Annotated in this window: 23 protein-coding genes and 1 tRNA gene; 10 read left to right on the top strand and 14 right to left on the bottom strand. The window is 58.2% G+C overall.

Features of this window, described 5'->3' with window-relative positions; genetic code table 11:
• Nucleotides 1-7: 7 nt before the first annotated feature.
• Both VN577_02350 and VN577_02345 read left to right on the top strand, forming a co-directional pair.
• Nucleotides 8-688 carry a response regulator transcription factor gene (locus VN577_02350; GenBank protein HWR13642.1) on the top strand — a complete coding sequence of 227 codons (681 nt, stop codon included), beginning with the start codon at nt 8-10 and terminating at the stop codon, nt 686-688.
• 86 nt (nt 689-774) lie between these two features.
• Nucleotides 775-954, top strand: coding sequence for a hypothetical protein (locus VN577_02345; GenBank protein HWR13641.1), 180 nt, complete (start codon nt 775-777; stop codon nt 952-954).
• Nucleotides 955-982: 28 nt separating this feature from the next.
• On the opposite strand, the gene VN577_02340 is transcribed toward VN577_02345, so the two are convergent.
• Together VN577_02340 and VN577_02335 are read right to left on the bottom strand one after the other, a co-directional pair.
• Nucleotides 983-1,150 (bottom strand): hypothetical protein, encoded by a 168-nt coding sequence (locus tag VN577_02340; GenBank protein HWR13640.1) that lies wholly within the window; start codon nt 1,148-1,150, stop codon nt 983-985.
• Nucleotides 1,147-3,195 (bottom strand): carbon starvation CstA family protein, encoded by a 2,049-nt coding sequence (locus VN577_02335; GenBank protein HWR13639.1) that lies wholly within the window; start codon nt 3,193-3,195, stop codon nt 1,147-1,149. Before VN577_02335 ends, VN577_02340 begins: the two co-directional genes overlap by 4 nt.
• A gap of 134 nt (nt 3,196-3,329) precedes the next feature.
• Here VN577_02335 and VN577_02330 point away from each other — a divergent pair, with 134 nt between their 5' ends.
• From VN577_02330 to VN577_02315, 4 genes are all read left to right on the top strand, one after another.
• On the top strand, nt 3,330-4,376 hold the full coding sequence (locus tag VN577_02330) for a fibronectin type III domain-containing protein (GenBank protein ID HWR13638.1): 1,047 nt from the start codon (nt 3,330-3,332) through the stop codon (nt 4,374-4,376).
• Nucleotides 4,377-4,604: 228 nt separating this feature from the next.
• Nucleotides 4,605-5,045 (top strand): hypothetical protein, encoded by a 441-nt coding sequence (locus tag VN577_02325; GenBank protein ID HWR13637.1) that lies wholly within the window; start codon nt 4,605-4,607, stop codon nt 5,043-5,045.
• Nucleotides 5,045-5,452 carry a response regulator gene (locus tag VN577_02320; protein ID HWR13636.1) on the top strand — a complete coding sequence of 136 codons (408 nt, stop codon included), beginning with the start codon at nt 5,045-5,047 and terminating at the stop codon, nt 5,450-5,452. The genes VN577_02325 and VN577_02320 overlap by 1 nt, the downstream gene beginning before the upstream one ends.
• 69 nt (nt 5,453-5,521) lie before the next feature.
• A complete protein-coding gene (locus VN577_02315; GenBank protein HWR13635.1) occupies nt 5,522-7,315 on the top strand; it encodes a mechanosensitive ion channel domain-containing protein in 1,794 nt (597 codons plus the stop codon).
• A gap of 2 nt (nt 7,316-7,317) precedes the next feature.
• Here VN577_02315 and VN577_02310 read toward each other — a convergent pair whose 3' ends face one another.
• Nucleotides 7,318-7,779 (bottom strand): NADH-quinone oxidoreductase subunit I, encoded by a 462-nt coding sequence (locus tag VN577_02310; GenBank protein ID HWR13634.1) that lies wholly within the window; start codon nt 7,777-7,779, stop codon nt 7,318-7,320.
• 39 nt (nt 7,780-7,818) lie between these two features.
• Nucleotides 7,819-9,111, bottom strand: coding sequence for a hypothetical protein (locus VN577_02305; GenBank protein HWR13633.1), 1,293 nt, complete (start codon nt 9,109-9,111; stop codon nt 7,819-7,821).
• Nucleotides 9,112-9,235: 124 nt separating this feature from the next.
• On the opposite strand from VN577_02305, the gene tadA reads away from it, so the two are divergent.
• The 3 genes from tadA to VN577_02290 all read left to right on the top strand — a co-directional run bounded on the left by tadA (nt 9,236) and on the right by VN577_02290 (nt 10,367).
• Nucleotides 9,236-9,703 (top strand): tRNA adenosine(34) deaminase TadA, encoded by a 468-nt coding sequence (gene tadA, locus VN577_02300; GenBank protein HWR13632.1) that lies wholly within the window; start codon nt 9,236-9,238, stop codon nt 9,701-9,703.
• A gap of 102 nt (nt 9,704-9,805) precedes the next feature.
• Nucleotides 9,806-9,895 (top strand) — tRNA-Ser (locus tag VN577_02295).
• Nucleotides 9,896-10,007: 112 nt separating this feature from the next.
• Nucleotides 10,008-10,367, top strand: a complete 360-nt coding sequence (locus VN577_02290) for a PilZ domain-containing protein (GenBank protein HWR13631.1) — start codon at nt 10,008-10,010, stop codon at nt 10,365-10,367.
• Nucleotides 10,368-10,372: 5 nt separating this feature from the next.
• On the opposite strand, the gene metH is transcribed toward VN577_02290, so the two are convergent.
• The 7 genes from metH to mazG all read right to left on the bottom strand — a co-directional run bounded on the left by metH (nt 10,373) and on the right by mazG (nt 18,780).
• A complete protein-coding gene (metH, locus tag VN577_02285) occupies nt 10,373-13,855 on the bottom strand; it encodes a methionine synthase (protein ID HWR13630.1) in 3,483 nt (1,160 codons plus the stop codon).
• 319 nt (nt 13,856-14,174) lie between these two features.
• Nucleotides 14,175-14,696 carry an NADH-quinone oxidoreductase subunit NuoI gene (gene nuoI / locus VN577_02280; GenBank protein ID HWR13629.1) on the bottom strand — a complete coding sequence of 174 codons (522 nt, stop codon included), beginning with the start codon at nt 14,694-14,696 and terminating at the stop codon, nt 14,175-14,177.
• A gap of 35 nt (nt 14,697-14,731) precedes the next feature.
• Entirely contained in the window at nt 14,732-15,235 is a 504-nt protein-coding gene (locus VN577_02275) for a nitroreductase family protein (GenBank protein HWR13628.1), read from the bottom strand.
• Nucleotides 15,236-15,600: 365 nt separating this feature from the next.
• Complete coding sequence (gene menC / locus VN577_02270; protein HWR13627.1) at nt 15,601-16,725, bottom strand: o-succinylbenzoate synthase; 1,125 nt, start codon at nt 16,723-16,725, stop codon at nt 15,601-15,603.
• A 22-nt stretch (nt 16,726-16,747) separates the two neighbouring features.
• On the bottom strand, nt 16,748-17,110 hold the full coding sequence (locus tag VN577_02265; protein ID HWR13626.1) for a gamma-glutamylcyclotransferase family protein: 363 nt from the start codon (nt 17,108-17,110) through the stop codon (nt 16,748-16,750).
• 12 nt (nt 17,111-17,122) lie between these two features.
• Complete coding sequence (locus VN577_02260; protein ID HWR13625.1) at nt 17,123-17,914, bottom strand: GNAT family N-acetyltransferase; 792 nt, start codon at nt 17,912-17,914, stop codon at nt 17,123-17,125.
• Nucleotides 17,887-18,780: a nucleoside triphosphate pyrophosphohydrolase gene (gene mazG / locus VN577_02255; protein HWR13624.1), complete on the bottom strand. Its 894-nt coding sequence runs from the start codon at nt 18,778-18,780 to the stop codon at nt 17,887-17,889. Before mazG ends, VN577_02260 begins: the two co-directional genes overlap by 28 nt.
• Before the next feature lie 71 nt (nt 18,781-18,851).
• On the opposite strand from mazG, the gene VN577_02250 reads away from it, so the two are divergent.
• Nucleotides 18,852-20,477 (top strand): glycerol-3-phosphate dehydrogenase/oxidase, encoded by a 1,626-nt coding sequence (locus tag VN577_02250; protein HWR13623.1) that lies wholly within the window; start codon nt 18,852-18,854, stop codon nt 20,475-20,477.
• On the opposite strand, the gene VN577_02245 is transcribed toward VN577_02250, so the two are convergent.
• The 3 genes from VN577_02245 to pdxS form a co-directional block, all read right to left on the bottom strand.
• Nucleotides 20,467-21,141: a glycerophosphodiester phosphodiesterase gene (locus VN577_02245; protein ID HWR13622.1), complete on the bottom strand. Its 675-nt coding sequence runs from the start codon at nt 21,139-21,141 to the stop codon at nt 20,467-20,469. The genes VN577_02250 and VN577_02245 overlap by 11 nt on opposite strands.
• Before the next feature lie 3 nt (nt 21,142-21,144).
• A complete protein-coding gene (locus VN577_02240) occupies nt 21,145-21,456 on the bottom strand; it encodes a hypothetical protein (GenBank protein ID HWR13621.1) in 312 nt (103 codons plus the stop codon).
• 81 nt (nt 21,457-21,537) lie between these two features.
• Nucleotides 21,538-22,476, bottom strand: a complete 939-nt coding sequence (gene pdxS, locus VN577_02235) for a pyridoxal 5'-phosphate synthase lyase subunit PdxS (protein HWR13620.1) — start codon at nt 22,474-22,476, stop codon at nt 21,538-21,540.
• Nucleotides 22,477-22,504 lie beyond the last annotated feature (28 nt).

Genomic DNA, 22,504 nt, shown 5'->3' with positions numbered 1-22,504 from the left:
ACGTCCCATGAAAATACTGGTTGTGGATGACGAGCCCCAGATCCTGCGCGTGCTGCGGCGGGGACTGGAAGATAAAGGCTATGAGGTGGCGACTGCATCGGACGGCGTCGCCGCGCTGGACACGCTGAAATCAACAAAGGTGGACTTGCTGATCACAGATTTGAGAATGCCGGACCTGAACGGATTGCAGCTCTGCACGGAGGTTCGGAAGAACTCGAAGCTGCCGATCCTGGTGCTCTCGGTAAAGGGAGAAGAGGCCACGAAGGTGGAAGCGCTCGACGCCGGCGCCGACGATTACGTGACGAAGCCGTTTGGGATGGACGAACTGCTGGCGCGCATACGGGCGCTGTCGCGGCGCACGCATGAGGAAGAACCCAGTGGAGAGCCGATCAAGGTGGGAGACTTCGAGGTGAATCCGGACCAGCGGCAGGTGCTGGTTCGCGGGCAGGAGATTCGACTGACTCCGAAGGAGTATGAGCTGATTATTTTCTTCCTTGCGAATCGCGGCAAGGTGAACACGCACCGGTCGATCCTGCGCGCCGTGTGGGGCGAAAACAGCCAGGAGCAGCCGGAGTATCTGCGAGTGTTCGTGGGACAGTTGCGAAAGAAGATCGAGGTGGATCCGTCGCATCCGCGATATATCAAGACGGAACCGTGGGTGGGATACCGGTTCAATCCGGAACTCTGAATTTTACGATGATTTAACGGTTTCCTTATAAACCTCTTACGCTGCGCCGGCCGAAAGCAATTAGGCTGATTTCAGGTAGGCGCGGCATGATGCTCATCAAAATATTCGCGTACGTGCTGGAGGGCTTGTTTCTCTTCGGCATAATCGGCTCTGCGCTAGTGGTGATCCTGGCGGCCGTGGACGACGCGAAGGTTTTGCTTCCGGAGCGTAAACCTGAGTCCGATATCCCCCGCTCGCCTCAGCAGGTGAAGGAACACTTCGCGTAACGCGCGTGGTGTTCCTCCCGCCGCGGGGTCAGCAACAACGCACTTTTCTTTCCCTGCCTGCTTTTGACGCTTCCAAAAATGCCGCGAAAGATTCGCGCGAGCGCGGTTCGCCGGTGCGCTGGAGAAAGCGCTCGTAGGCGGCTTCGTCGAAGATTTCGCGCAAGGCAGCCCAGAACAATCGGAGCGTGGTGGTCATAGGGCCTCCTCGGCCGCGTAGCGACTGGAGACAAACGGCGTCTCGCGGGTGACGGCCTGCTTGCGTCCGGAGAGGACGCGCCCCCATTCGACGAGCGACTGGGCGAGCATGAGTCCGACGAGCACGAGCAGGACACCGGTGACGGCGGCGTCGAGACGATCATTGAAGATGAGTTGCGCCGCGTTCGGCAAGTGCTGCGAGCTTAATTGTTCGGCGTGCGAGAGGAAGCCGATACGCGGATTCGGGTGGAAGATCTTCTGTAACCCTGCCGTGAAGGTAACCAAGACCAGCCAGATCATGGGAACGAACGTGACGAAGACGTACTTCAGGCGTCCACTCTTGATGAGGATGGTAGTGGCGACACAGAGTGCGACGGTGGCGAGCAACTGGTTGGCGATTCCGAAGAGAGGCCAGAGCGAATTGATACCGCCGAGCGGGTCGTGAATTCCCTGCCAGAGGAACCATCCCCACATGGCGACCACGAGCGCGCTGGTGAAGATGATGCTCGGATAGGAGCTGGTCTTGCCGAGCGGTTTCCAGACGTGACCGAGGGCGTCCTGAAGGAGGAAGCGACCGACGCGCGTGCCGGCGTCGATGACGGTGAGGATGAATAGTCCTTCGAACATCAGCGCGAAGTGATACCAAAGGGCCATGACGGCGTCGCCACCAAGCGAGCGGGCGAAGATGTGTGCCATGCCGACGGCGAATGCCGGTGCGCCACCGGTGCGGTTGAGGAGCGTCTGCTCGCCGACGGATTTGGCGAGGCCTTCAAGTTCGGTGGCGGTGACTGGGAATCCCCAGGAGCTGATTTTGGCGGCGGCATCGATGGCGGACGAACCAACGATGCCGGCCGGGCTGTTGATGGCGAAATAGGTTCCGGGCTGGAGTGAGCACGCGGCGATCATCGCCATAATGGCGACGAAGGATTCGGCCATCATGCCGCCGTATCCGACCATACGCGTTTCGGTTTCGCGGGAGATGAGCTTGGGCGTGGTTCCGCTGGAGATGAGCGCGTGAAATCCGCTGACCGCGCCGCAGGCAATGGTGATAAACGCGAACGGGAATACACTGCCGGCGAAGACGGGACCGGTGCCGTCGATGAAGCGCGTGAGTGCGGGCATCTGGAGCGTGGGGCGGGTGACGACGATGCCGATGGCGAGGATAGCGATGGTGCCAAGCTTCACGAAGGTGCTGAGGTAATCACGCGGAGCAAGAAGCAGCCATACAGGAAGCGCCGAAGCGGCGAAGCCGTAGGCGATGATCATCAGGGCAAGCGCCGGGCCACCGAAGGTGAAGATCGGTCCCCAAACGGGTGAGTGGCTAATCCACTGGCCGGCCCAGATCGAAATCAGCAGCAGGACGAAGCCGAGCAGCGAACATTCGAGGACTTTGCCGGGACGGATCCGGCGGAGATAGAAGCCCATCAGGATGGCGATGGGCATGGTCATCGCGATGGTGAAGAATCCCCACGGGCTGGATTTGAGGGCATTCACTACGACAAGCGCGCACGCCGCCAACAGGATGACGATGATGCTGATCACAGCAAGGAAGGCGACAGTTCCGCCGAGGGTGCCGATCTCTTCCCGCGCCATCTGCCCGAGAGACTTGCCGTCACGACGAACGGAAAAGGCGAGGATGACGAAATCCTGAACGCATCCGCCGAGGACGGCACCGGCAAGGATCCAGATGGTGCCGGGAAGGTATCCGAGCTGGGCGGCGAGAACGGGTCCGAGCAGCGGGCCGGGGCCGGCGATGGCGGCGAAATGATGTCCGAAAACTACCCACTTGTTGGTGGGAACGAAATCGCGGCCGTCTTCGAGGCGCTCGGCCGGAGTGGCTCGACGGGGATCGAGCAGCAACACCTTGAGGGCAATGAAGCGGCTGTAGAAGCGGTACCCGATCGCGTAGCTGCACAGGGCAGCTACCACCAACCACATGCCACTGATGTGCTCGCCCCGGCGTAACGCGATGGTCGCCAAGGCAAAAGCGCCCAGGGAAGCAATTCCCGTCCAAAGAACTAGCTTCAGAATCCGGCTCTGACCCATGAACGTCACCTGAGTCACGTATTGTAACCATTCCCCTCGCGACCACTCGCCCTGAAATAGCCGCATCTATCTGAAAAACGCGCCCTTAGTCCGAGAGGGAATCTGAATTTCGCATTTGCATGAAGGAGCCGAACATGAAAACTCGACAGATAGTGATCGTGTTGGGAACGCTGCTACTGATGGCAACATTCGCCCTGGCCCAGAGCCAGGACGTGAAGATCACAAAGGGACCGACGGTGGAAAGCACGTCGGGGGACAGTGCCATCGTTGCGTGGTCCACTAACGTTTCCGCAAGCACGGTTGTGAAGTATGGAACGGACCGTAACAATCTCGATAAAACTGCGCAAGCGCCATGGGGCGGATTGACGCATCGCGTCACGCTGAAGAACCTGGAACCGAACAAGACCTATTACTACCAGGTCACCTCGGGCCAAGGCGCGGGCACCGGAACAGGTGCGCTGAGTGCAATCAGCCAGTTCAACACTCAGAACCAATCGGCGAGCAATAGCAATTCCGGTTCGAATAACGCCTCCAACCAGGACAAGAACCAGTTCAAGATCACCAATGGTCCGAATATCGAAGGCGTGAGTGAACACTCGGCGATGATTGCATGGTCCACCGACCGTCCTTCCAGTTCGATCGTGAAGTACGGCAAGGACGCCAACAATCTCGACAAGACGGCGCAGGAACCTTGGGGCGCGACGACGCACCGCGTGAAGCTGAACAACCTGGAGCCGGGTACGCAGTACTACTTCGAGGTCCAGTCGGCGCAGGGCCTGAACGCACCGGGTCAGCGCGCTGAAACGCAGACGCAGTCGTTCACGACGCGTGGGGGGAATCAGTCGGCATCGGCGGGTAACAAGAACTTCCGCATCACCAACGGGCCGGTGATTGAGCACGTTGCCGATACGAGCGCCGTTGTAGCGTTCTCGACGGACCGTCCGTCCAGCACGATCGTGAAGTATGGAACGGATCCGAATAACCTCAGCCAGACTGCGCAAGAACCGTGGGGCGCGACGACGCATCGCGTGGAATTGAAGAACCTGAAGCCCAGCACCCAGTACTATGTGCAGGTCCAGTCGGCACAGGGCAAGAATGCTCCAGGGCAGAAGGCCGAATCGCAGACAGTTCCCTTCACCACCGCCGCTCAGGGGCAGCAGGCCAGCGCGGATCAGCGGTAGTTGTAAATCGACCGCCGGCAGTTAATACCGGCGGTCTTTTCTTTCTCACCTTGGTTGCTTCCCGAAGATCAAACGCATAGGATTACGGCACGCCACTGAGTAACGTGCTTCGGCGCGTATCATGTCTTATTTTTTAGGAACTGCAAGCCTTGGCTTGATGGGCTAAGTGAAAGCTCTCATTGAGCGTTTGCACGTTGGCCCGTAACCTGTTACCTGCGGTGACCTTACATGGCGAAGACACGAAATAGCGCCAAAATCCGGCTGGCTGTCTCCTGCGGCTTCATTGTTTCCCTAATCACGATAGCTGTACACCTTGCCACACTTCCCCGCGACAACGCGCAGTTGCTGCATATCGGCATCGGCGACATGATCGCGGGATTGACGACAATCATCGTTTGCCTTGCCATCCAACTCCGGCAGGAAGAAGTTCACTACCGCACCGCCATGGAACGCGCGGCGATTGTGGCCGAATTGAATCATCACGTAAGGAATGCCGTGTTTCCGGTTTGCCTTGCAGTTCAAAAAGTCGGCGATCTTGAAGCAATCAAGACGGCGAACGACGCAGTGGAACGCATCAACATTGCACTCAAAGACGCAACGGCAGACGCTCTTTCCGGCAGGACGGATTACAGTCTTGACCGGAGCGAAGCGGTCACGACAGGGGCTTGATGAAGTACCAAGTGCTATTGGTGGACGACGAAGAACCTATCCTCCGGCTCCTGAAAACAGTGCTGGAAATGGCCGACTTTTCGGTAAGTGTTGCCAGTTCGGCATCGGAAGCGATTAAGGTTCTGCGGCAGGAATTGTTCGACGTCGTCGTTACCGACCTGCGAATGGAAACTCCTCTTGCGGGATACGAAGTGGTGCGCGCGGCCGGGCGGTGCGAGCATATTCCGCTTCGGGTAATTCTGACCGCTTTTCCTGTGCCGCCGGTTGAATGGCGGCGAAGCGGGGCTGATGCGCTGATCACGAAGGGCGGCGAATCCCTGCGACTGGCAGAGCGCTTGAAGGCTCTCCTACTTCAGCGGCATCCTCATCCCACGAAACCGCCGGAACACCGCCAGCCGAGCAAGTAATCCTCAAATTACCTTGCCCTTCAGCGTGCTAGCATGAGCTTTGCACAGTCCGCTAAGGCGGAGCATCGAATGCACAGTCGAGTTCGCACATTCGTTCTGGTTGGCCTGTTGATCGTGGCAGGCGCGGTCACGGCCGGCATTTGGTACACATCCAAGTCGGACCAGAACACGACTCTTGCATGGCAGCGAAGCAGGAATCCCGCCATACAGCAGGTATGGGCCAGTCAGCGATCATTTGAGGCGGCCCGCCAACTCGCTCGATTGGCAGAGACGCGCGACGAAGAACGCCTGGCGCGCGAAGCCCTCCAGGGCGCCGATGACGAACTTGACCTCGCGTACACGACTGCCCTGCGTGAAGCGCAACTCAACCCGGCACCTCCTTCCGAGCAAAGCAAGGAACTTCGCGCGCGCATTCGCCAACTCGAAGATGACGTTAAAGCAGGAAACCTGCGCGTCATTGAGCTAAGCGCCGATATCAATTCAGGAAAATCCAAAGACATTGAAGCGACCCAGCGAGAGATGGACCTGGTGGGCGCCCAACTGACGCTTCACGCTGAAGAACTCGAGGATGCGAAGCGAGACTTGGCTCGCGCTTCCGACGACCCGGAGACGCGAGTACGCCGTCTGCTGGAAGCGCATAAAGCTTCCTACCACACGGCTGCTGCGGAGCAGCCGGTTACTGCTGGACGTCTTCCGATGTTCTCGGTGCCCTCAAACCTTGTAGAACAGACGCGCCTTCTGAAGTCGCTGCGAAGTAAGCGGTCGCAATTGGAGGCGGCGCAGCAAACAGCAGCGACAACCGCGAAGACGCTACAAGCCAGACGCGAGGACGTAGCCAAGAAAATTCAGGCGCCTGGTCAGCTCGGGAGCGCAGATCCTAAAGACAAGGCACAGGTCGCCGCGAGACTGGCCGAACTGGCCCGCATTTCCGAACAGCGCACGCTGATTGCGGATTATGACCGCCGTGAGAACGCCCAGCAGCAGCTCTCGCAGACATACGGAAGCTGGATCAATCTTCTGTCGGCGCGGCAAGTCGCGGTTTGGCATGGCATTCTGAAATCCGTTTTATACCTGTTGGTACTGGTCATCCTGATGGTGCTGGCTGAGATCGGCATCGACCGTTACCTGAGCCGTTCGAAAGCGGACCGGCGCAAAGTCGTGACGATGCGGATGCTGTCACGCTTCGCGGTGCGGTTTGTTTGTTTTCTGGCGATCCTGCTGGCAATCTTCGGATCACCCAAAGAACTCACGACGATCATCGGACTCGCCACCGCAGGCCTTACCGTCGCGCTTAAGGACTTCATTATTGCCTTCCTCGGCTGGTTCGTGATCATGGGCCGCAACGGCATCCGAGTGGGTGATTGGGTGGAGATCAACGGGATCAGCGGCGAGGTGGCGGAGATCGGACTGTTCCGAACGGTCTTACTCGAGACGGGTAACTTCGCCGATCCTGGCCACCCAACCGGACGCCGCGTAACGTTCGTAAATAGCTTCGCGATCGAGCGTCATTTCTTCAACTTCTCGACCGTTGGCCAGTGGCTGTGGGACACACTGGAAGTGCTGGTGCCCAACGGGCAGGACCCGCAGGAAGTGGTGGACTCGATTCGCAATATCGTGATCGAAGCCACCGCGGAAAGCACCCGTCAGGCAGAGAACGAGTGGCAGCGAGTCACGCATCGTTACGGTGTACAGCCGTTCTCCGCGGAGCCGAACATCGACATGCGACCCACCGCCCAGGGCGTGATCCTGAACGTGCGATACATCACTCGCGCAAACCAGCGTTATGACCTTCGCAGCCGGCTGTACCAGAGCATCGTCGAGCTTTTGCAACAGAGGCAGCGCGCGTCCGCCATGAACAACTAGCGCTATCGCGAATACCGGTTGGGGTCCGGTCCTTCTTCCAGAGCTTTACGGTCCAGGATGGCGCCTTCGCGCGAATAGTTCGCCAGCTCAAAGTCCTGCGTGAGCTCCAGCGCGTCCGTGGGACACGCATCTTCGCACAGACCGCAGTACATGCAACGGCTCGTGTCGTAGGTGAAGTTGGTGAGCTCTTTCCGGCGCGTCTTTTCATTGCGCACGGAGCTGACCACGATGAGGTTTTCCGGGCAGGCCACCGCACACAGGTCACACGCGATGCAGAGGGTTTCCAGGTTATCGGGGTTCACATTCAGGCGTGGAGCGCCGCGGTAGCGCTCGGCTACCTGCGGCCTCTCCAGAGGATACTGTTCGGTGTAAATCTCTTTTGGATCCTGATACCGGAACGTGACCAAGAGTCCCTTAAGCAGGTCCACCATCAACACACGGTTGATTGCCTGTTTGATACGCATGTTCCCCACTCGAACTTGGGGATAGTGTAGCGCGAAGGGTTACTTCGCGCTACAGCTCGTACCAAGGTCACGGGCCGACTGAACGTTCAACGTGTTGCCTTCCTGTTCCGCCGTCACTTCCGCACGATGGTTTTTCATCGACGAAAGCTTGTCGGTTTTTCCCGTCAACGTGTAGGTCTTCCCCAGGCTCACAAAGGAAGTTGCGTCCTCACCAACGCAGCCGATCATAATCTGCGTGACAGGCTGAGAGCTGGCCGAACTGGACTGGCTTGAGGTTCCCTGTGATGTAGACGTTTGTGAACCGGACTGCTGCGAGGTATCCGTTTGCATGCCGGACATGGATCCAGATTGGGACCCCGTCGAGGATCCTGCCGCTGAACTTCCCGCGGAAGACGTATCCGGAGTGCTTGGCGTACCTGCCTGAGGCGTACCTTTGTTTTCCATTCCGCCGGAAGGCTGAGCCGTGGTGGAACCGGTTGCCGCGCCCGACGTTCCGCCCTGCTGCGTGTTCGCCGGCTGGTTGTTCCCTACGCCCAGCGTACCTGAGGGGGCGCCCACTTCTGTCTGGCTGGCTGCGGCGGCGTTGTTCGACGCTTCTGCCGGAGACTGTCCTGGGCTCTGCATACTAGGAGGCGCACCCGGCTGTGACGCCTGCGATCCTGCCTGTGCCGTTCCGGAGTTGCTACTGGCGCTGGAAGTAGAGCTCGTCGCGCCCGGGGTTGCGGCCTGTCCTGCTTGGACCCCTACGGACTGCCCCATCCCGGCTGGCGTCTCGGCACCAGGTGTGACACCAGACGTGGCGGTGGTGGTTACGTTCTGCTGCGTGCCTTTGTTGCCGGTCTCACCGGTGACGGGCTGATTCCCGGCCGCCTGCTGCCCAGACGCGCCGCAAACTTGGCCGGTGTCCTGAAGCTTTTCTACGTAAAGAATGGTGGCGTTGCCCTGGCTGGCTGAAGGATCCGGAAGACCTTGAATCTGGACAACGTGGTTTTCGGAGTTACTGAGATTTGCGCCGTTACCGCGAAGCTCGTACACCTTGCCGGTGGCCGGGTCGGAGACGCGATAGCTGGCGAATCCGCGCTGCAGGCAGCCGGAAACGTTGTTCTGAGCTGAAGGTGCGGCGGAAGCGCCCGTCTGCGGCATGGTCCCGCTGGTGCCGTTGCCAGTTTGGCCGGTGGCGCCGGGCTGTGCAGTGGACGACGTGCCCTGCTGCTGCATGCCTGGCTGTTGCGCGCTGGAATTCTGGTTAGCTGCGCCGGGCGTCGCCTGTTGGGCGAAAGCTACCGGTACGGCCAGTGCAAATACGATTACTAAGTTCGGCAGATGTTTCATTGAAACCCCATGAGTGACACTGAATTGGGTCAGTGATTTAGACTTCCTGCTGAATGCCCTGTATGCGGCGGAAGCCTTAACACCGTTCGATGCGGCAGCATTTCCTTGAGTGGTTTCACCAACGATGAATTTGCCGGCTGATGAACTCTGGATGGAGGAGGCGCTTCGCGAAGCCCAACGCGCGGCTGCCCTGGGTGAAGTGCCTGTGGGAGCAGTGGTGGTGTGCGACGGCAAAATTGTAGGCCGTGGATGCAATCGGCCGATCAGTGATTCCGATCCAACCGCTCACGCCGAAGTGCTCGCACTTCGCGATGCAGGAAAGAACATCGGCAATTATCGGCTCGGCGAATGCGATCTTTTTGTCACCATTGAGCCCTGTGCCATGTGTGCCGGGGCGATCACGCACGCGCGCATCAGAAGGCTCGTCTACGGGGCCGATGACCCGAAAGCAGGAGCGGTGCGGTCAGGCCTTTCCGTGCTGAATCACACGAAATCGAATCACACGGTAGAGGTGACTTCAGGCGTGCTGGCGGGCCGTTCCATGGAATTGATGCAGGCATTCTTCCGCGAACGACGGAAGTCCACAGAGTGATTTGATATCATAGAGATTCGGTGCTGCTCTCGCAGCGCCGTTTGTGTGTAAGCGAAATTTTGTTGCGGATAGCTGGCAGCCACTCCAGCGAATCCGTGGCGCGGAGAGATGGCCGAGTGGTTGAAGGCGCGCGCCTCGAAAGCGTGTATAGGGGAAACTCTATCGGGGGTTCGAATCCCTCTCTCTCCGCCATTGAAATTCCCCCAGTTTGAATTCAAGATAGCCGGCAGCCCGGGAACCAATTCGTGCAATGGAAAGCCTGCGGTTGCTCTGATACCGTTCGGGGTAATAACTGGAACAATATATGGATTCGTCAGGTTCTGACAGTAACTCGCGTCGCTGGGCAAGATATGAGATCGATTGCCGGGTAAAGATTTTCTATACGCGCGACGGAAAACGGAATGTAATTTTCGGGAGAGCGCAGGACATGAGCTTTGGAGGCATGCTCCTGACGGTGCCCCTGCGCTTTAATTGCGGAGAGCGCCTGGAACTCGAGTTCATGCCCCCGAATATGCCCGAAGTGCTGAAACTGGATGGCGTCGTCCGGCAGCAAATGGGCGAATACAGCTATGGTGCCGAGTTCCGAAACGTTACCGAAAATCAGAAAAAACTCGTCGAACGCATGTTCGAAGTGCTGCACGTGCTGAAGTCGCTGGAAGAATAGCGACTCTATACGACGAAATATTTCGCGTCCGGATGATGCACCACGATCGCTGATGTGCTCTGCTCAGGCTCGAGCAGGAAGCCCGTCGTCAGCTTCACGCCTACGTTCTCCTCCGGTTTCAGCAACTGGAACAGCTTCGTCTGGTCCTCCAGGTTCGGACACGCGGGGTAGCCGAACGAATACCGCGATCCGCGGTACTTCTGGTGGAACAGGTCGCCAATCCGCTTTGAATCCTCCCCGGCGATGCCGAGCTCTTCGCGTATCTGCTTGTGGACGAGTTCCGCCAGCGCTTCCGCGCTTTCCACGCTGTGCCCGTGATGATAGAGGTAGCGCGTGTACTCACCCGATTGGAACAGCTTCTGGCTCTCTTCCGTAGCGCGGGGGCCAATCGTCACCAGCGACATGCCGATTACGTCCATCTGGCCGGATGACTTGGGAAGGAAGTAGTCGGCGATGGAGAGTTTGCGCCCTTCACGCTGACGCGGGAAGGTAAAGCGAAGGGCTTCCTTTTTCAGGTCCGCCGGATCGTAGAGGATCACGTCGTTGCCTTCGCTGACACAGGGGAAATATCCATAGACGGCCTGCGGCTTGTACCAGCCCTTCGTGATGATCTCTTCCTGAAGGTCTTCGAGAACGCCACGGAACTTCTCATCCACCAGGCGGATGTACTCATCCTGCTTCGCAGTCTTCAACTGCCATTGATTTTTGAACAGAGCAGTCTCGTTGATGTATTCGAAGACTTCGCGCAGGTCGTAGTCTTTCCGAACCCGAACGCCGTAGAAGGGAGGTTTCGGAATGTTCGGAGGCGCGCCGACCGCGCTGCTGCGCTCGGTGGAAACCGGCATGGAAGCCGCTTCCGCACGTGCTGCGGCCGCAGCGGCGGCCTTGGCGTTCTCGACGATCTTCTTCCCTTCCGCCAGGCGTGCGTCGCGGGTGCCGTTCTCGGAAGTGAGGTCGTCCATCACGTGCAGGCCGTCGAAGGCGTCGTTGGCGTAGAAGACGGCATTCGAGTACTCGCGACGCAGGTCGTCTTCCACGTACTTGCGAGTAAGGGCTGCTCCGCCACAAATGACCGGGAACTCAAGCTGCTGGAGTTGGAGGTCCTGGATGACGTACTTCATCTCCAGCGTGGATTTCACGAGCAGGCCGCTGAGTCCGATGGCGTGGGCCTTGTGCTCCTTCGCGGAATGGATGATCGTGTCCGCCGGCTGCTTAATGCCGAGGTTCACGACTTTATAGCCGTTGTTGCTCAGGATGATGTCCACCAGGTTCTTGCCGATGTCGTGAACGTCGCCCTTCACCGTGGCAAGCACGATCGTGCCCTTCTGCGCGCCTTCCTTCTTCTCCATCTTGGGCTCGAGATAGGCGACGGCAGCCTTCATTACACCAGCGGCGTCGAGTACGGAAGGAAGCTGCATTTTGCGTGCGCCGAAGAGCTCCCCGACGGTCTTCATGCCGTCGAGCAGCACGTTATTGATGAGGTCGAGCGGCGAGTAGTTGACGAGGGCGTCTTCAAGTACTGCTTCAAGGGGCTTACGCTTGTCTCCTGCTCCGATCGCCTTTTCGCCGTTCACGATCAGGTACTTCAGCTTGTCTTCGACCGAAAGCGACTCGACGTCGGTGGCGACTTCGTCGGTCTTCTTTTCCTGTCCGGCGAAGTGCTGCATGTAGTTCTGGAGCGGATCGCCATTGGAGGTGTCGTGGTAGATCAGCTTCTTGGCGAGCTCAACTTCTACATCAGGAATTTTGTATAGCGGATAGATTTTACTGTAGTTAACAATGGCCATATCGAGGCCATTGTTGACCGCTTCGTTCATGAAGACGGAGTTCAGAACACGTCGCGGATAGGTGGCAAGCCCGAATGAGATGTTCGAGACGCCCAAAAGCGTGCGCACTTCGGGTAGTTCTTCCTTGATGCGGCGGACGGCGTTCAGGGTTTCGATGCCAGCAGTCCGGTAATCTTCCTGGCCGGTCGAGATCGGCAAAGTCAGCGCATCGAAAATAATGTCGACCGGACGGATGCCGTACTTCTCGGTTGCCAATTGGAAGATGCGCTTGGCGACGGCGACTTTCTTGTCGGCGGTGAGCGCCATGCCGTCTTCGTCGATGGTGAGCGCAATGACTGCGGCACCGTAGCGCTTGGCCATCGGCAGAACCTTGGACGTGCGCTTCTCGCCATCCTCCAGGTTGATGGAGTTGATGACGGCCTTGCCCGGGATACGCTTCAGCGCCGTCTCGATGACGGGTGCTTCGGTGGAGTCGACAAGGATCGGCGCAGGAACGCGGGTCGCGACTCGCTCCATGACGGCGTCCATGTATGCGTTCTCGTCTTCGCCGACGATGGCGCAGCACACGTCGAGCATGTGCGAGCCTTCGTTCACCAGGCGCTTGGCCATGGCGAGAATCTCGTCGTAGTTGGCGCTCTTAACGAAGTCGCGGAATTCGGCCTTCCGCGTGGTGGTATTCATTTCCTCGGCGACGATGAGCGGCTTCGGTTCGAGGTCGAGCGGCACCATGCTGTAGGCGCTCGAAGCCGCGCCAACGAGTTTCACTTCCCTCTTCGCCGGAGTGAGGTTCGCGCAAGTTTCAACCACGGCTTTAATGTGCGAAGGATTGGTTCCGCAGCATCCGCCGACGACGCGAACGCCGTAGTCCACAATGAAGTGCTTGTGATAATCCGCCAGTTCCTGCGGTTGCAGCTTGTAAACGGCGCGTCCGCCTTCGTTGAAGGGGAGTCCGGCATTCGGTAGAACCGAGATCTCTTTCGGCGAATTCATGCCGAGATAGCGGACTGCATCGTTCATCTCGACCGGCCCGGTCGCGCAGTTCATGCCGATGATGTCGACGTCGTAAAGTTCGAGTGCTGTGAGCGCCGCGCCGATTTCCGTTCCGAGCAACATGGTTCCGGTTGCTTCAAGCGTGACTTGAACCTGAAGCGGAACTCGCCTGCCCACCTTCTTCATCGCGTCGAGCATGCCAACGACGGCGCACTTTGCTTGCAGCAGGTCCTGGCAGGTTTCGACGAGCAGGACATCAACTCCTGCTTCGATCAGGGCGACTGCCTGTTCGACGTAAGCGGCAACCATGTCGTCGAACTTGATGTGGCCGAGCGATGGGAGCTTGGTAGTGGGACCGACCGATCCGGCGACGTAACGCTTACGACCGCTGGTGGAAAAGCCATCCGCGACTTCACGCGCAAGCTTGACCGCGGCGTGATTGATTTCGGCGACCTTGTCTTCTAACTGAAATTCCTGGAGGACAATTCGCGATCCGCCAAACGTGTTCGTTTCGACGACGTCCGCACCGGCAGCGAAATACGAGGAATGAATCTCGCGGACGATATCAGGCCTGCTCAGGCACAGGATCTCACTACAGTTCTCTTTGCCCCAGAAATCATCCAGCGTGGGATTGAACTGCTGGATGCAGGTCCCCATGGCGCCGTCGTAAATGACGACGCGCTCTTGTACGGCCTTTAAAAAGTCGCTCATTTTCCCGATTGTCCCTATCTTCGACCCCGTTACAGATGCAAGCTCAGAATGCAGCTACTGTGAAAGAAAAGCGAGGCACTCGCCTCATTCCAGACTGTTTCGGACTCAATCCCCGAAACCTCCGCGTTTCCAATAGATTACCAACAAATGCAGATGCCTGGCGCATTACCTTGGATTGCACGGTAAGCAGGAAGACTCAAAAGTGTCTGATGCAAGCGGTTATACAGAAGCGACTGCTAAGAATCCTCGCACGCGAAGTCTTGCCCCCATATGCAAAAATGCCGGTCGTGATGACCGGCACTCTTCGTTTCAGAAACTGTTAACTCTTGGCGCGTTTCCCCTGCTGTTCGAGTTCCGCGGTGTTGAACATCGAGTTCGATCCGAGGTGCGCGTTGACGGGAGCCAGCAGAGCTTCTTTCCGGTACACGAGATTGCTCGCGTTGAAGGTAGCGATCTCGAACCCGTGCCCGTGGGTGATGGCATCGGTGGGGCAGGCCTCGACACAGTATCCGCAGAAAATGCAGCGGTTGTAGTCGATGTTATAGACCTTCGCGTAACGCTCAGCGCCACTGATGCGGTTCTCGGATGTGTTCTCGGCGGCTTCGATGTAGATGCAATTCGAAGGACACGCCGCCGCGCACAGGAAGCACGCAACGCATTTCTCCAGTCCGTTCTCGTCGCGCTGCAAAACGTGAACGCCACGGTAGCGCTCCTGGAAAACCGCGCCCCGCAGGGGGCCGGGACCGTCTGGGTAGTTCTCAACCTGGGTGGGCTTGAACATCTCGCCGAACGTGACGCTCATCCCCTTGGCAATTGCCGCTATGTCTTTGAGAATCGGCATGACCCTTCAGTATATAAAATCGCCTTCACCGTTGACTACCGAAGCTCGTGGATAACGTCGGAAAGCTCGCGCCGGGAGGTACGTTCCGGCACTTCGTCCTCGTAGCCAAACGGAAAGATCGCAATAGGAATGAGCCCGGAAGGCAGTTGCATGGTTTCGGCAATCTTCTTGGGATCGAATGCGCCGATCCACACTCCTCCCAATCCCACGGCCGTAACCGCCAGCATGGCGAAGGTGCAGGCGATCGTAGTGTCTTCCAGCGGATAGGTTTCTCCACCGTACTGGCAGCGCCCAGGGTTGGAGCAAAACACGAGCATTTCAGGCGCGGAGCCGATGTACGCCTGATCCCATGTGGCGTTCGCGATGGCTGTGCGTTTTTCTGCTGACCCGACGCGATAGACCTCAAATGCCTGGAAGTTCCCTGCCGAAGGTGCGCGGTTGATCGCTTCCAGGATGCACTGCAACTTCTCGCGCTCGACCGGACGCGACTGCCACTTACGGATGGATTGGCGCTTCTGTATGAGTTCGAAAAAGTCCATGAGATGAGTGTGGCGGGAGGGATGAGCTTGCGTCTGTGATGCGGGACACCTTAATGCCAATCCGCGTGGCAGAAGCGGCATTGCTTGGCTGTATTCGTTCTCAGAACTCTATTGCAGTAGGGACAAGTTGCTGTCGGAGGCGGCACACAATAAAGCAGATGATGAACGACTATCTTGCTCGCTTCATAATTGAATCCCCTGACTTCATGCAGTTGCGTGCGGACGTGCGCACCACCGCCCTCATCAGCCCACTTTCTAAGTTGTGCTTCATCAACACCGCTCAAAACAGGAACGCTCACCCCCACAACGAGCGCACTTGTCGCATGACGCGACCTTTGGGTCTTCGGGGGTCAATGCTTTTATGTTCACGCTCCCACCGTACTTCCCTTCACAACTTCCTTCCTCACCGTCAGCTTCTCGATCAGATCGGGCTTCAAGTCGTACCCGCGGCCCGGCTTGTCGGTCACCGTGATTGTCCCTTTCGGCGATACGGTCACTTCCGGCTCAATGATGTCTTCCTTCCAATACCGTTTCGAAGCCGACACATCTCCTGGAAGCGTGAAGTTCGGCAGCGTGGACAGCGCAATGTTGTGCGAGCGTCCAATGCCCGCCTCCAGCATGCCTCCGCACCAGTTCGCGATGTTGTGCTGACGGCAGACGTCGTGAACCTTGATGGCCTCAGTAAACCCGCCGACGCGACCAACTTTCACATTCACAATCCGACACGCCCCAAGCTCCGCGGCAGCCTGAGCATCGCGTGCGCTGCGGATAACTTCGTCGAGGCAGATGGCTGTCTTGATCTGCTTTTGCAGCTTGTGGTGGAAGTAGAAGTCGTCGTTCCACAAGGGCTGCTCGATCATGAGCAGATTGAAACGATCGAACTCCTTAAGGTGATCGAAATCGTCCGTCGTATAGGCGGAGTTCGCATCCACGCTGAGGAGAATATCCGGCCACTCGCGGCGGATGCGTTCCAGAATCGCAACATCCCAGCCGGGTTTCACCTTCAACTTGATGCGCTGGTATCCGGCGTTAAGTTCGGTGCGCACTTTCTCGACAAGTTTGTCGGGCGAGTCCTGTATCCCAATCGACACGCCGCAATTCAGTTCCGTCTGCACGCCCCTAAGCAACTTCCAAAGAGGGATATTTTTCGCAATCGCCTCGGCGTCCCAGATGGCGTTCTCCAGTGCGCCCTTCGCCATGCGATGACCACGGATGCGCGAAAAATACTTAGGCGCTTCCCTGCCGCTCGCAATCGACTTCCCCACCAACGCGGGCGCGAAATACTTCACCAAGGTGTACCAGGCGGTGTCGACGGATTCGTCACTGTAATGTGGATGTTCGCCGGCGACGCATTCGCCCCAGCCTTCCACTCCTTCCCCATGAACGGTGACAAGAATGATCCGGCGTCCCGTAGTGCGGCCAAAGCTTGTCTCGAAAAAGTGGACAAGCGGCATCTGAATTTCGCGTAGTGTGATTGCTTCTATCTTCATATTTCAATATCCATCGGTGAAACTACTTCGCCTGCCGATTCAACTCATATACGCAACATCGCACAAAGCCACCGCTGTCCAGCTTCACCGGAACAACGGTTCTTCGGTAGTCCTTACCTTCGAACTCATCGAGTCGCGCCCAGTTCTGCGGCAACTCGTCGGACTCGAACACGAACACCGGAACCTCGGGACCGTCCTCGTCAAAAACCAGCGCGGGGAACCCACTGGTTGCTCCCCATCCTTCCGGATGTAACTGGCCGCGCACCACGCCCCGGGCCCAGCATCCATTCATAGACGCCAGCACCCAGTGGTTTTCTTTGCCCGGCGCCAACGAACCATACACCGCCAGTCGCTTGTCGCTATCCTCAAACTTCTGATCTGACATGTTCAGCGGCGCCTATTTGCCATACGACCACTTCTCATCCCAATGGCCGAGCAGGAACTTCCCATTCCCCGATTCGTCACGCTCGTAACCAAGAACTGCGAGGCCGGCGTCGAAGTACTTCATCAGCGCTTCCCGGTTGCGTTTCTGGATGGCGAGCGCCTGCTCGCGATGGGCAGGGTCCTTCTTCCATTCATAGATTTCAGCCGGAACCTCGACGCTCTTCTCAGGCTTAACCGCCGGGGTCTTGTGAGTCTTCAGCAAGGTCTCGACACGCTTCGACTTCAGCCACCACTCGGCGGTGAGACGGTCAGTGGGAAGGCCACCCTGCAACGGCGACGAAACGCTTCCATATTGATTGATGGTGTAGCGACGCGTGATCGCGCCAAGCCTCTCGATGTTCAGATAGGCGTTCTTGATCTCGAGCGGATCGAATGTCCACTCGATTAACTCGATGCCTTTTGCGAGCGCGTCTTCACGCTGGAACAGCTTCACGCGACGGCCGAGTCCGCCGTTCCTGTATCCCGCACGAACGGCCAGCATGTGCGAGTGCATGTAAGGATGTCCGTTGCGATTGCCCGGAATTCCCAGTGCGAACGCGACCATTCGATCACCATCGAATGCCCCGATCACCTGGCCGCCGACTTTGCGCGCGACCACAAACAGGCGGGAAGGCACGAGTTCTTCGTCGTTAAACTGCCACACCTCGCGCTGAATCTCGACGCAGGTTTCGAACTCGCGCACGTCGTCGCAGACGCGAATCAGGATGCCGTCCGTTTTTACTCCAGCGACTTCGCCTGCTGCCACAGTGCCTCCATCTCGTCTAATGTAGCCTCTGATGTCTGTTTGCCCTGCTCTTGCAGTCGCGACTCCAGCCACTGGAAACGTTTGCGAAACTTGCGATTTGTCTTGCGCAAGGCCGATTCTGGATCGAGCGACAGATATCGCGCTATGTTTACCATCACGAAGAAGAGGTCGCCCACTTCGTCTTCGAGACGTTCCCGGAGGTCATCCGGAATCTGCTGCTTGCCCGAACTGGCAACGCCACGCTGCGGCGGCTTGAGGTTCGGATCGGGAAGCTTGCGCAGTTCGTCCTGGAGTTCGCGGGTTTCTTCCTGAAGCTTCTCGAAAAGGCCGCTGATTTCCGGCCATTCAAAACCGACATGTGCCACGCGAGAGCTGATCTTGAAGGCTTCCAGAAGTGCCGGCACTCCCTTGGAAACCCCGGCCAACACGGATTGGGACTGCTCTTCCTCTTTCGCCGACTTACCGCCACCGGACTCTAGGCGCTTCTTCTTCTCCTCGGCCTTGATCGCTTCCCAGTTTTTCAGGACCTCGGCTGACGTCTTCGCTTCCACATCGCCGAAGACGTGCGGGTGCCGGTTCACCAACTTATTCGACAGCCGGTCGAGCACGTCATCGATCGAGAAGTGTTTCTCTTCCTGCGCCATTTCGGCGTAGAAGAGCACCTGCAATAGCAGATCGCCGAGTTCACCGGTCAGTTCATCCCAGTCTCGATTGTCGATCGCTTCCAGGACTTCGTACGTTTCTTCCAGCGTAAAAGGCTTGATGGTGTCGAAAGTCTGCTCGCGATCCCACGGACATCCGCCGGGCGCTCGCAGCCGCGCCATGATGGCCACGGCGCGTTCAAATCGTTCCCCTGTAGTTGGCATCACCACTAATCTATTGCCTCGGAACCACAATCTTCAATCGCCATGAACGCGGAACGCATCGAAAATCAAAGATGATGCCCGGTACAGCACGTCCGCCTCTAGATGGCGAACAATTCGACATCGTCGTGATTGGCGGCGGTATCAGCGGTGTTGCCATAGCACGCGAGTGCGCCAAAGCGGGAAAATCCCTCCTGATTGTTGAGCAGAACGACTTTGGATCGGGTACCACCAGTCGCGCCACGCGGATCATCCATGGTGGCCTGCGTTACCTGGAACACGGCGAAATCGGACTGGTGCGGGAGTCCCTTCGGGAGCGCGAACGCCTGCTGGCGGAGAGCCCGAGCCTGGTTCGTCCGCTCAATTTCCTGCTGGCCATGCCCGAGCACTCGCATCGGAGCGCACTCGAGATCCGTTTCGGACTATGGCTCTATCGCAAGTTCGCCAGGGTGAAACCCAATGGAGATTCCGCCTCCGATCGGCGCCGTCTCGAGCAATTCCTCGATCGCGGGCAGCGCTGGTCGGTGTTCTCTTATGAAGACGCGCAGTGCGAATACCCCGAGCGGTTGATCGCCGAGTGGTTGCACGCTGCCGGATCGCACAACGCAACCATCCGGAATCACACCGAATTGCTGGCTGTCGACCGCAGGAACGACGAAGTCGATAGCGTTCTTTTGCGTGATCGTCTTTCCGGTGATGAGTATCGAGTGCAGTGCGACTGGGTGATCAACGCCACCGGACCGTGGGCCGATTCCATCTGCAAACGAGCCAACCTTCCCATGGATGAACCGCTCGTTGGTGGAGTGCGCGGCAGCCACATTCTGTTGCCGACCTTCGAAGGCGCGCCGGCCTCGGCGATCTATACCGAGGCGCACGACGGACGTCCTGTGTTCATCCTTCCGTGGGCCGGACAGATTCTGGTCGGAACCACCGAAATTCGCGACGACACCGATCCAAATCTGGTGCGGCCGGCATCGAGCGAAATCGATTATCTTCTTGCCGCGTTCCAGCGCGTGTTCCCTTCGGTCCCATATCGGATCACGGACGTTCGCGCTGCGTTTGCCGGAATTCGCCCTCTTCCCTACATCGACGAGCAGGCACCTGACTCGATCACGCGACGCCACTTTCTGGTCGATCACAAGGATGACGGCGGTACCGGAATGATTTCTGTCGTCGGCGGGAAGCTTACGACGGCTGCGAGTCTCGCCCGCGATTGCGCGCGCGCGATCGGTATCGATGTGAAGGAGCCCCGAGGCTTCGTTGTCCAGGAGGGAATGGACGAGCAGTCATTGAGCCGACTGTATCGCGAGATGGTCGAATTCGCGCGTCTGCCGCTTGCCTCGGTGAAGGCCATTGCACAGTTTTTCGGACCATTCGCGACGTCGGTCTTCAACGTGATCCAGCAGGACGACTCGATGCGACGTCCGATCTGTGAGCACAGCGATCATGTGGTCGGCGAAGCTGTGTACGCCGTACGCCGCGAACACGCGGTGACACTCGCCGATATCCTGCTGCGCCGCGTACCGGTGGCGCTTGGCCCCTGCTGGACGGACGATTGCACGCGTACGGCTGCGGAAAGAATCGGTGCGGCATTGCACTGGACGACTTCGCAGATCAGTTACGAGATCGAGGCGTTCGAAGAGGAGTTCGAAAGGTTCTTCGTGCGGCCCGCCCATCAACCGACGATGTTTATTCGCTAGCGCCGTTCAGCGTCTTACCCAGCAGCAGCGTGTCGTCTGAGATGATGCCATCCACTCCGGCTTCCGCGAACTCGCGCATCTCCGTCGCGCCATTTACGGTCCAGACAAACACCTGCTTACCTGCCTCGTGGACTTCTTTGATCAGCGTACGCGTCACCAGGTTCCGGTGCGCCATCACGGCGGCGATCGGCAGTTCGCGCCAGGGATCCAGTTGCAGATGCGAGTCGCAGATCAGGCCGAGCGGAACTTCGGACCCTAATTGCTTCAGTTGTTCCAGAACGATCGGCAGGAATGACGAAACAATGCAGCCCTTTGCGGGTGGAAATCTCTTGAGCAGTTCCAGCGTGTACTCTTCCGCGCCTTCCACCTTCAGTTCGATATTGAGGAACGCGGCCTGCTGGAAGCGTTCCAGCACATCGTCGAGACCGCAGAGGCCATTTTCGTCGTGCCAGCGGCCGGTGAGCGCGTCGCGTGTACTGCGTTCAACGACAAGCCCCTCGAATTTGGGATCGTGGCAGACGACGGCATCTCCGTCGGAGGTCAGGCGAACGTCGAACTCAAAGCCATCGCAGCCGTGATCCAGCGCGAGTTGCAGCGCTGGAAGAGTGTTTTCGGGCGCATATTTGCGCGCACCGCGGTGTCCTAGCAGAAGAGGTTTTGCCATCGGTTAGTCGAGATCGAAATCGCGCAGCGGCTTTTCGTCGGGAGTATCTTTCGCTTTCTTGAGCGCTTCCTGGAACTTCTTTTCCAGCAAGCTGGCTTTGTTCTTTTCCGCCTCCACCGACTGACGGAACAACGATTCGCGACGGCCTTCCTGTTCCTTCATCGCGTTCGCCGCCGCCTCGAAGTTCTCGAACATCTTCGGCGCCACGGGAGGAGTATGCGAGATGACTGCCTTCACTTCGGCGTCAACTTTCAGCACGGCATGGCAGTGCGGACAATCGACTTCAAACGGCTGCGGCGCTCGGTTCTTTGCCATGCGGGAATCATATCCCACAAAAACGTAAAAGTCCCTCAACCGAAGTTGAGGGACGGAATACGTTAAAACCGAGTTCCAGGGTTACCAGCCGCGGGTCTGAAGCAGTTCGCCTTGCGGAATAGCGGCCACCGCCAATCCCTTCATCGAGCTCTTGATCTTCTCGCTGACTTCGGCCAGAACCTTGGGATCCTGGTAGTGGGTGGTAGCCAGCACGATGGAGCGGGCGCGAGCTTCGGCGTCGGCGCGCTCTTCAGGGTTCTTCAGGTCCAGAGCCGTGTGGCCGTCCTTCATGAAGATGCCGGACCCGACGAACACCGACTCAGCGCCCAACTGCATCATCAGGGACGCATCCGCCGGGGTAGCAATGCCGCCTGCCGAGAAGTTCGGAACCGGCAGTTTGCCCTTCTTGGCTACCAATCGAACCAGCTCGTAAGGAGCCTGATGGTTCTTTGCCGCAGCATAAAGCTCTTCTTCAGACATCACCGTCAACTGCTTCATTTCTTTGACGATCTGCCGCATGTGCTTAACGGCATGAATCACGTCCCCTGTACCTGCCTCACCCTTGGTACGGATCATCGCCGCGCCCTCGGCGATACGACGCAGCGCTTCGCCCAGGTTGCGGGCGCCGCAAACGAACGGCGTCTTGAAGGCGTGCTTATCTACGTGGTGCTCTTCGTCAGCGGGGGTCAGGACTTCGGACTCGTCGATATAGTCGACGCCGATCTCTTGCAGGATCTGTGCCTCAGCAAAGTGACCGATACGGCACTTGGCCATGACGGGAATGGAGACGGCCGCCATGATCTCCTTGATCAGCTTGGGGTTGGCCATGCGGGCCACGCCGCCTTCCGTGCGGATGATGGCTGGCACACGCTCCAGCGCCATGACGGCGACTGCCCCGGCCGTCTCGGCAACTTCGGCCTGGTCGCGGCTCATGACGTCCATGATCACGCCGCCCTTTAACATCTCCGCCAAACCAGTTTTCAAACGCAGACCAGTGCTGTTGCCATTGTTCTCAGACATAACGATTGCCTCTTATCCAGCTTAGATT

The sequence above is a fragment of the Terriglobales bacterium genome (assembly GCA_035561515.1).
Classification (GTDB): domain Bacteria; phylum Acidobacteriota; class Terriglobia; order Terriglobales; family Acidobacteriaceae; genus DATMXP01.
The sequence above is the reverse complement of the archived record's forward strand: the minus strand, read 5'-3'. Positions and strand labels throughout refer to the sequence as shown.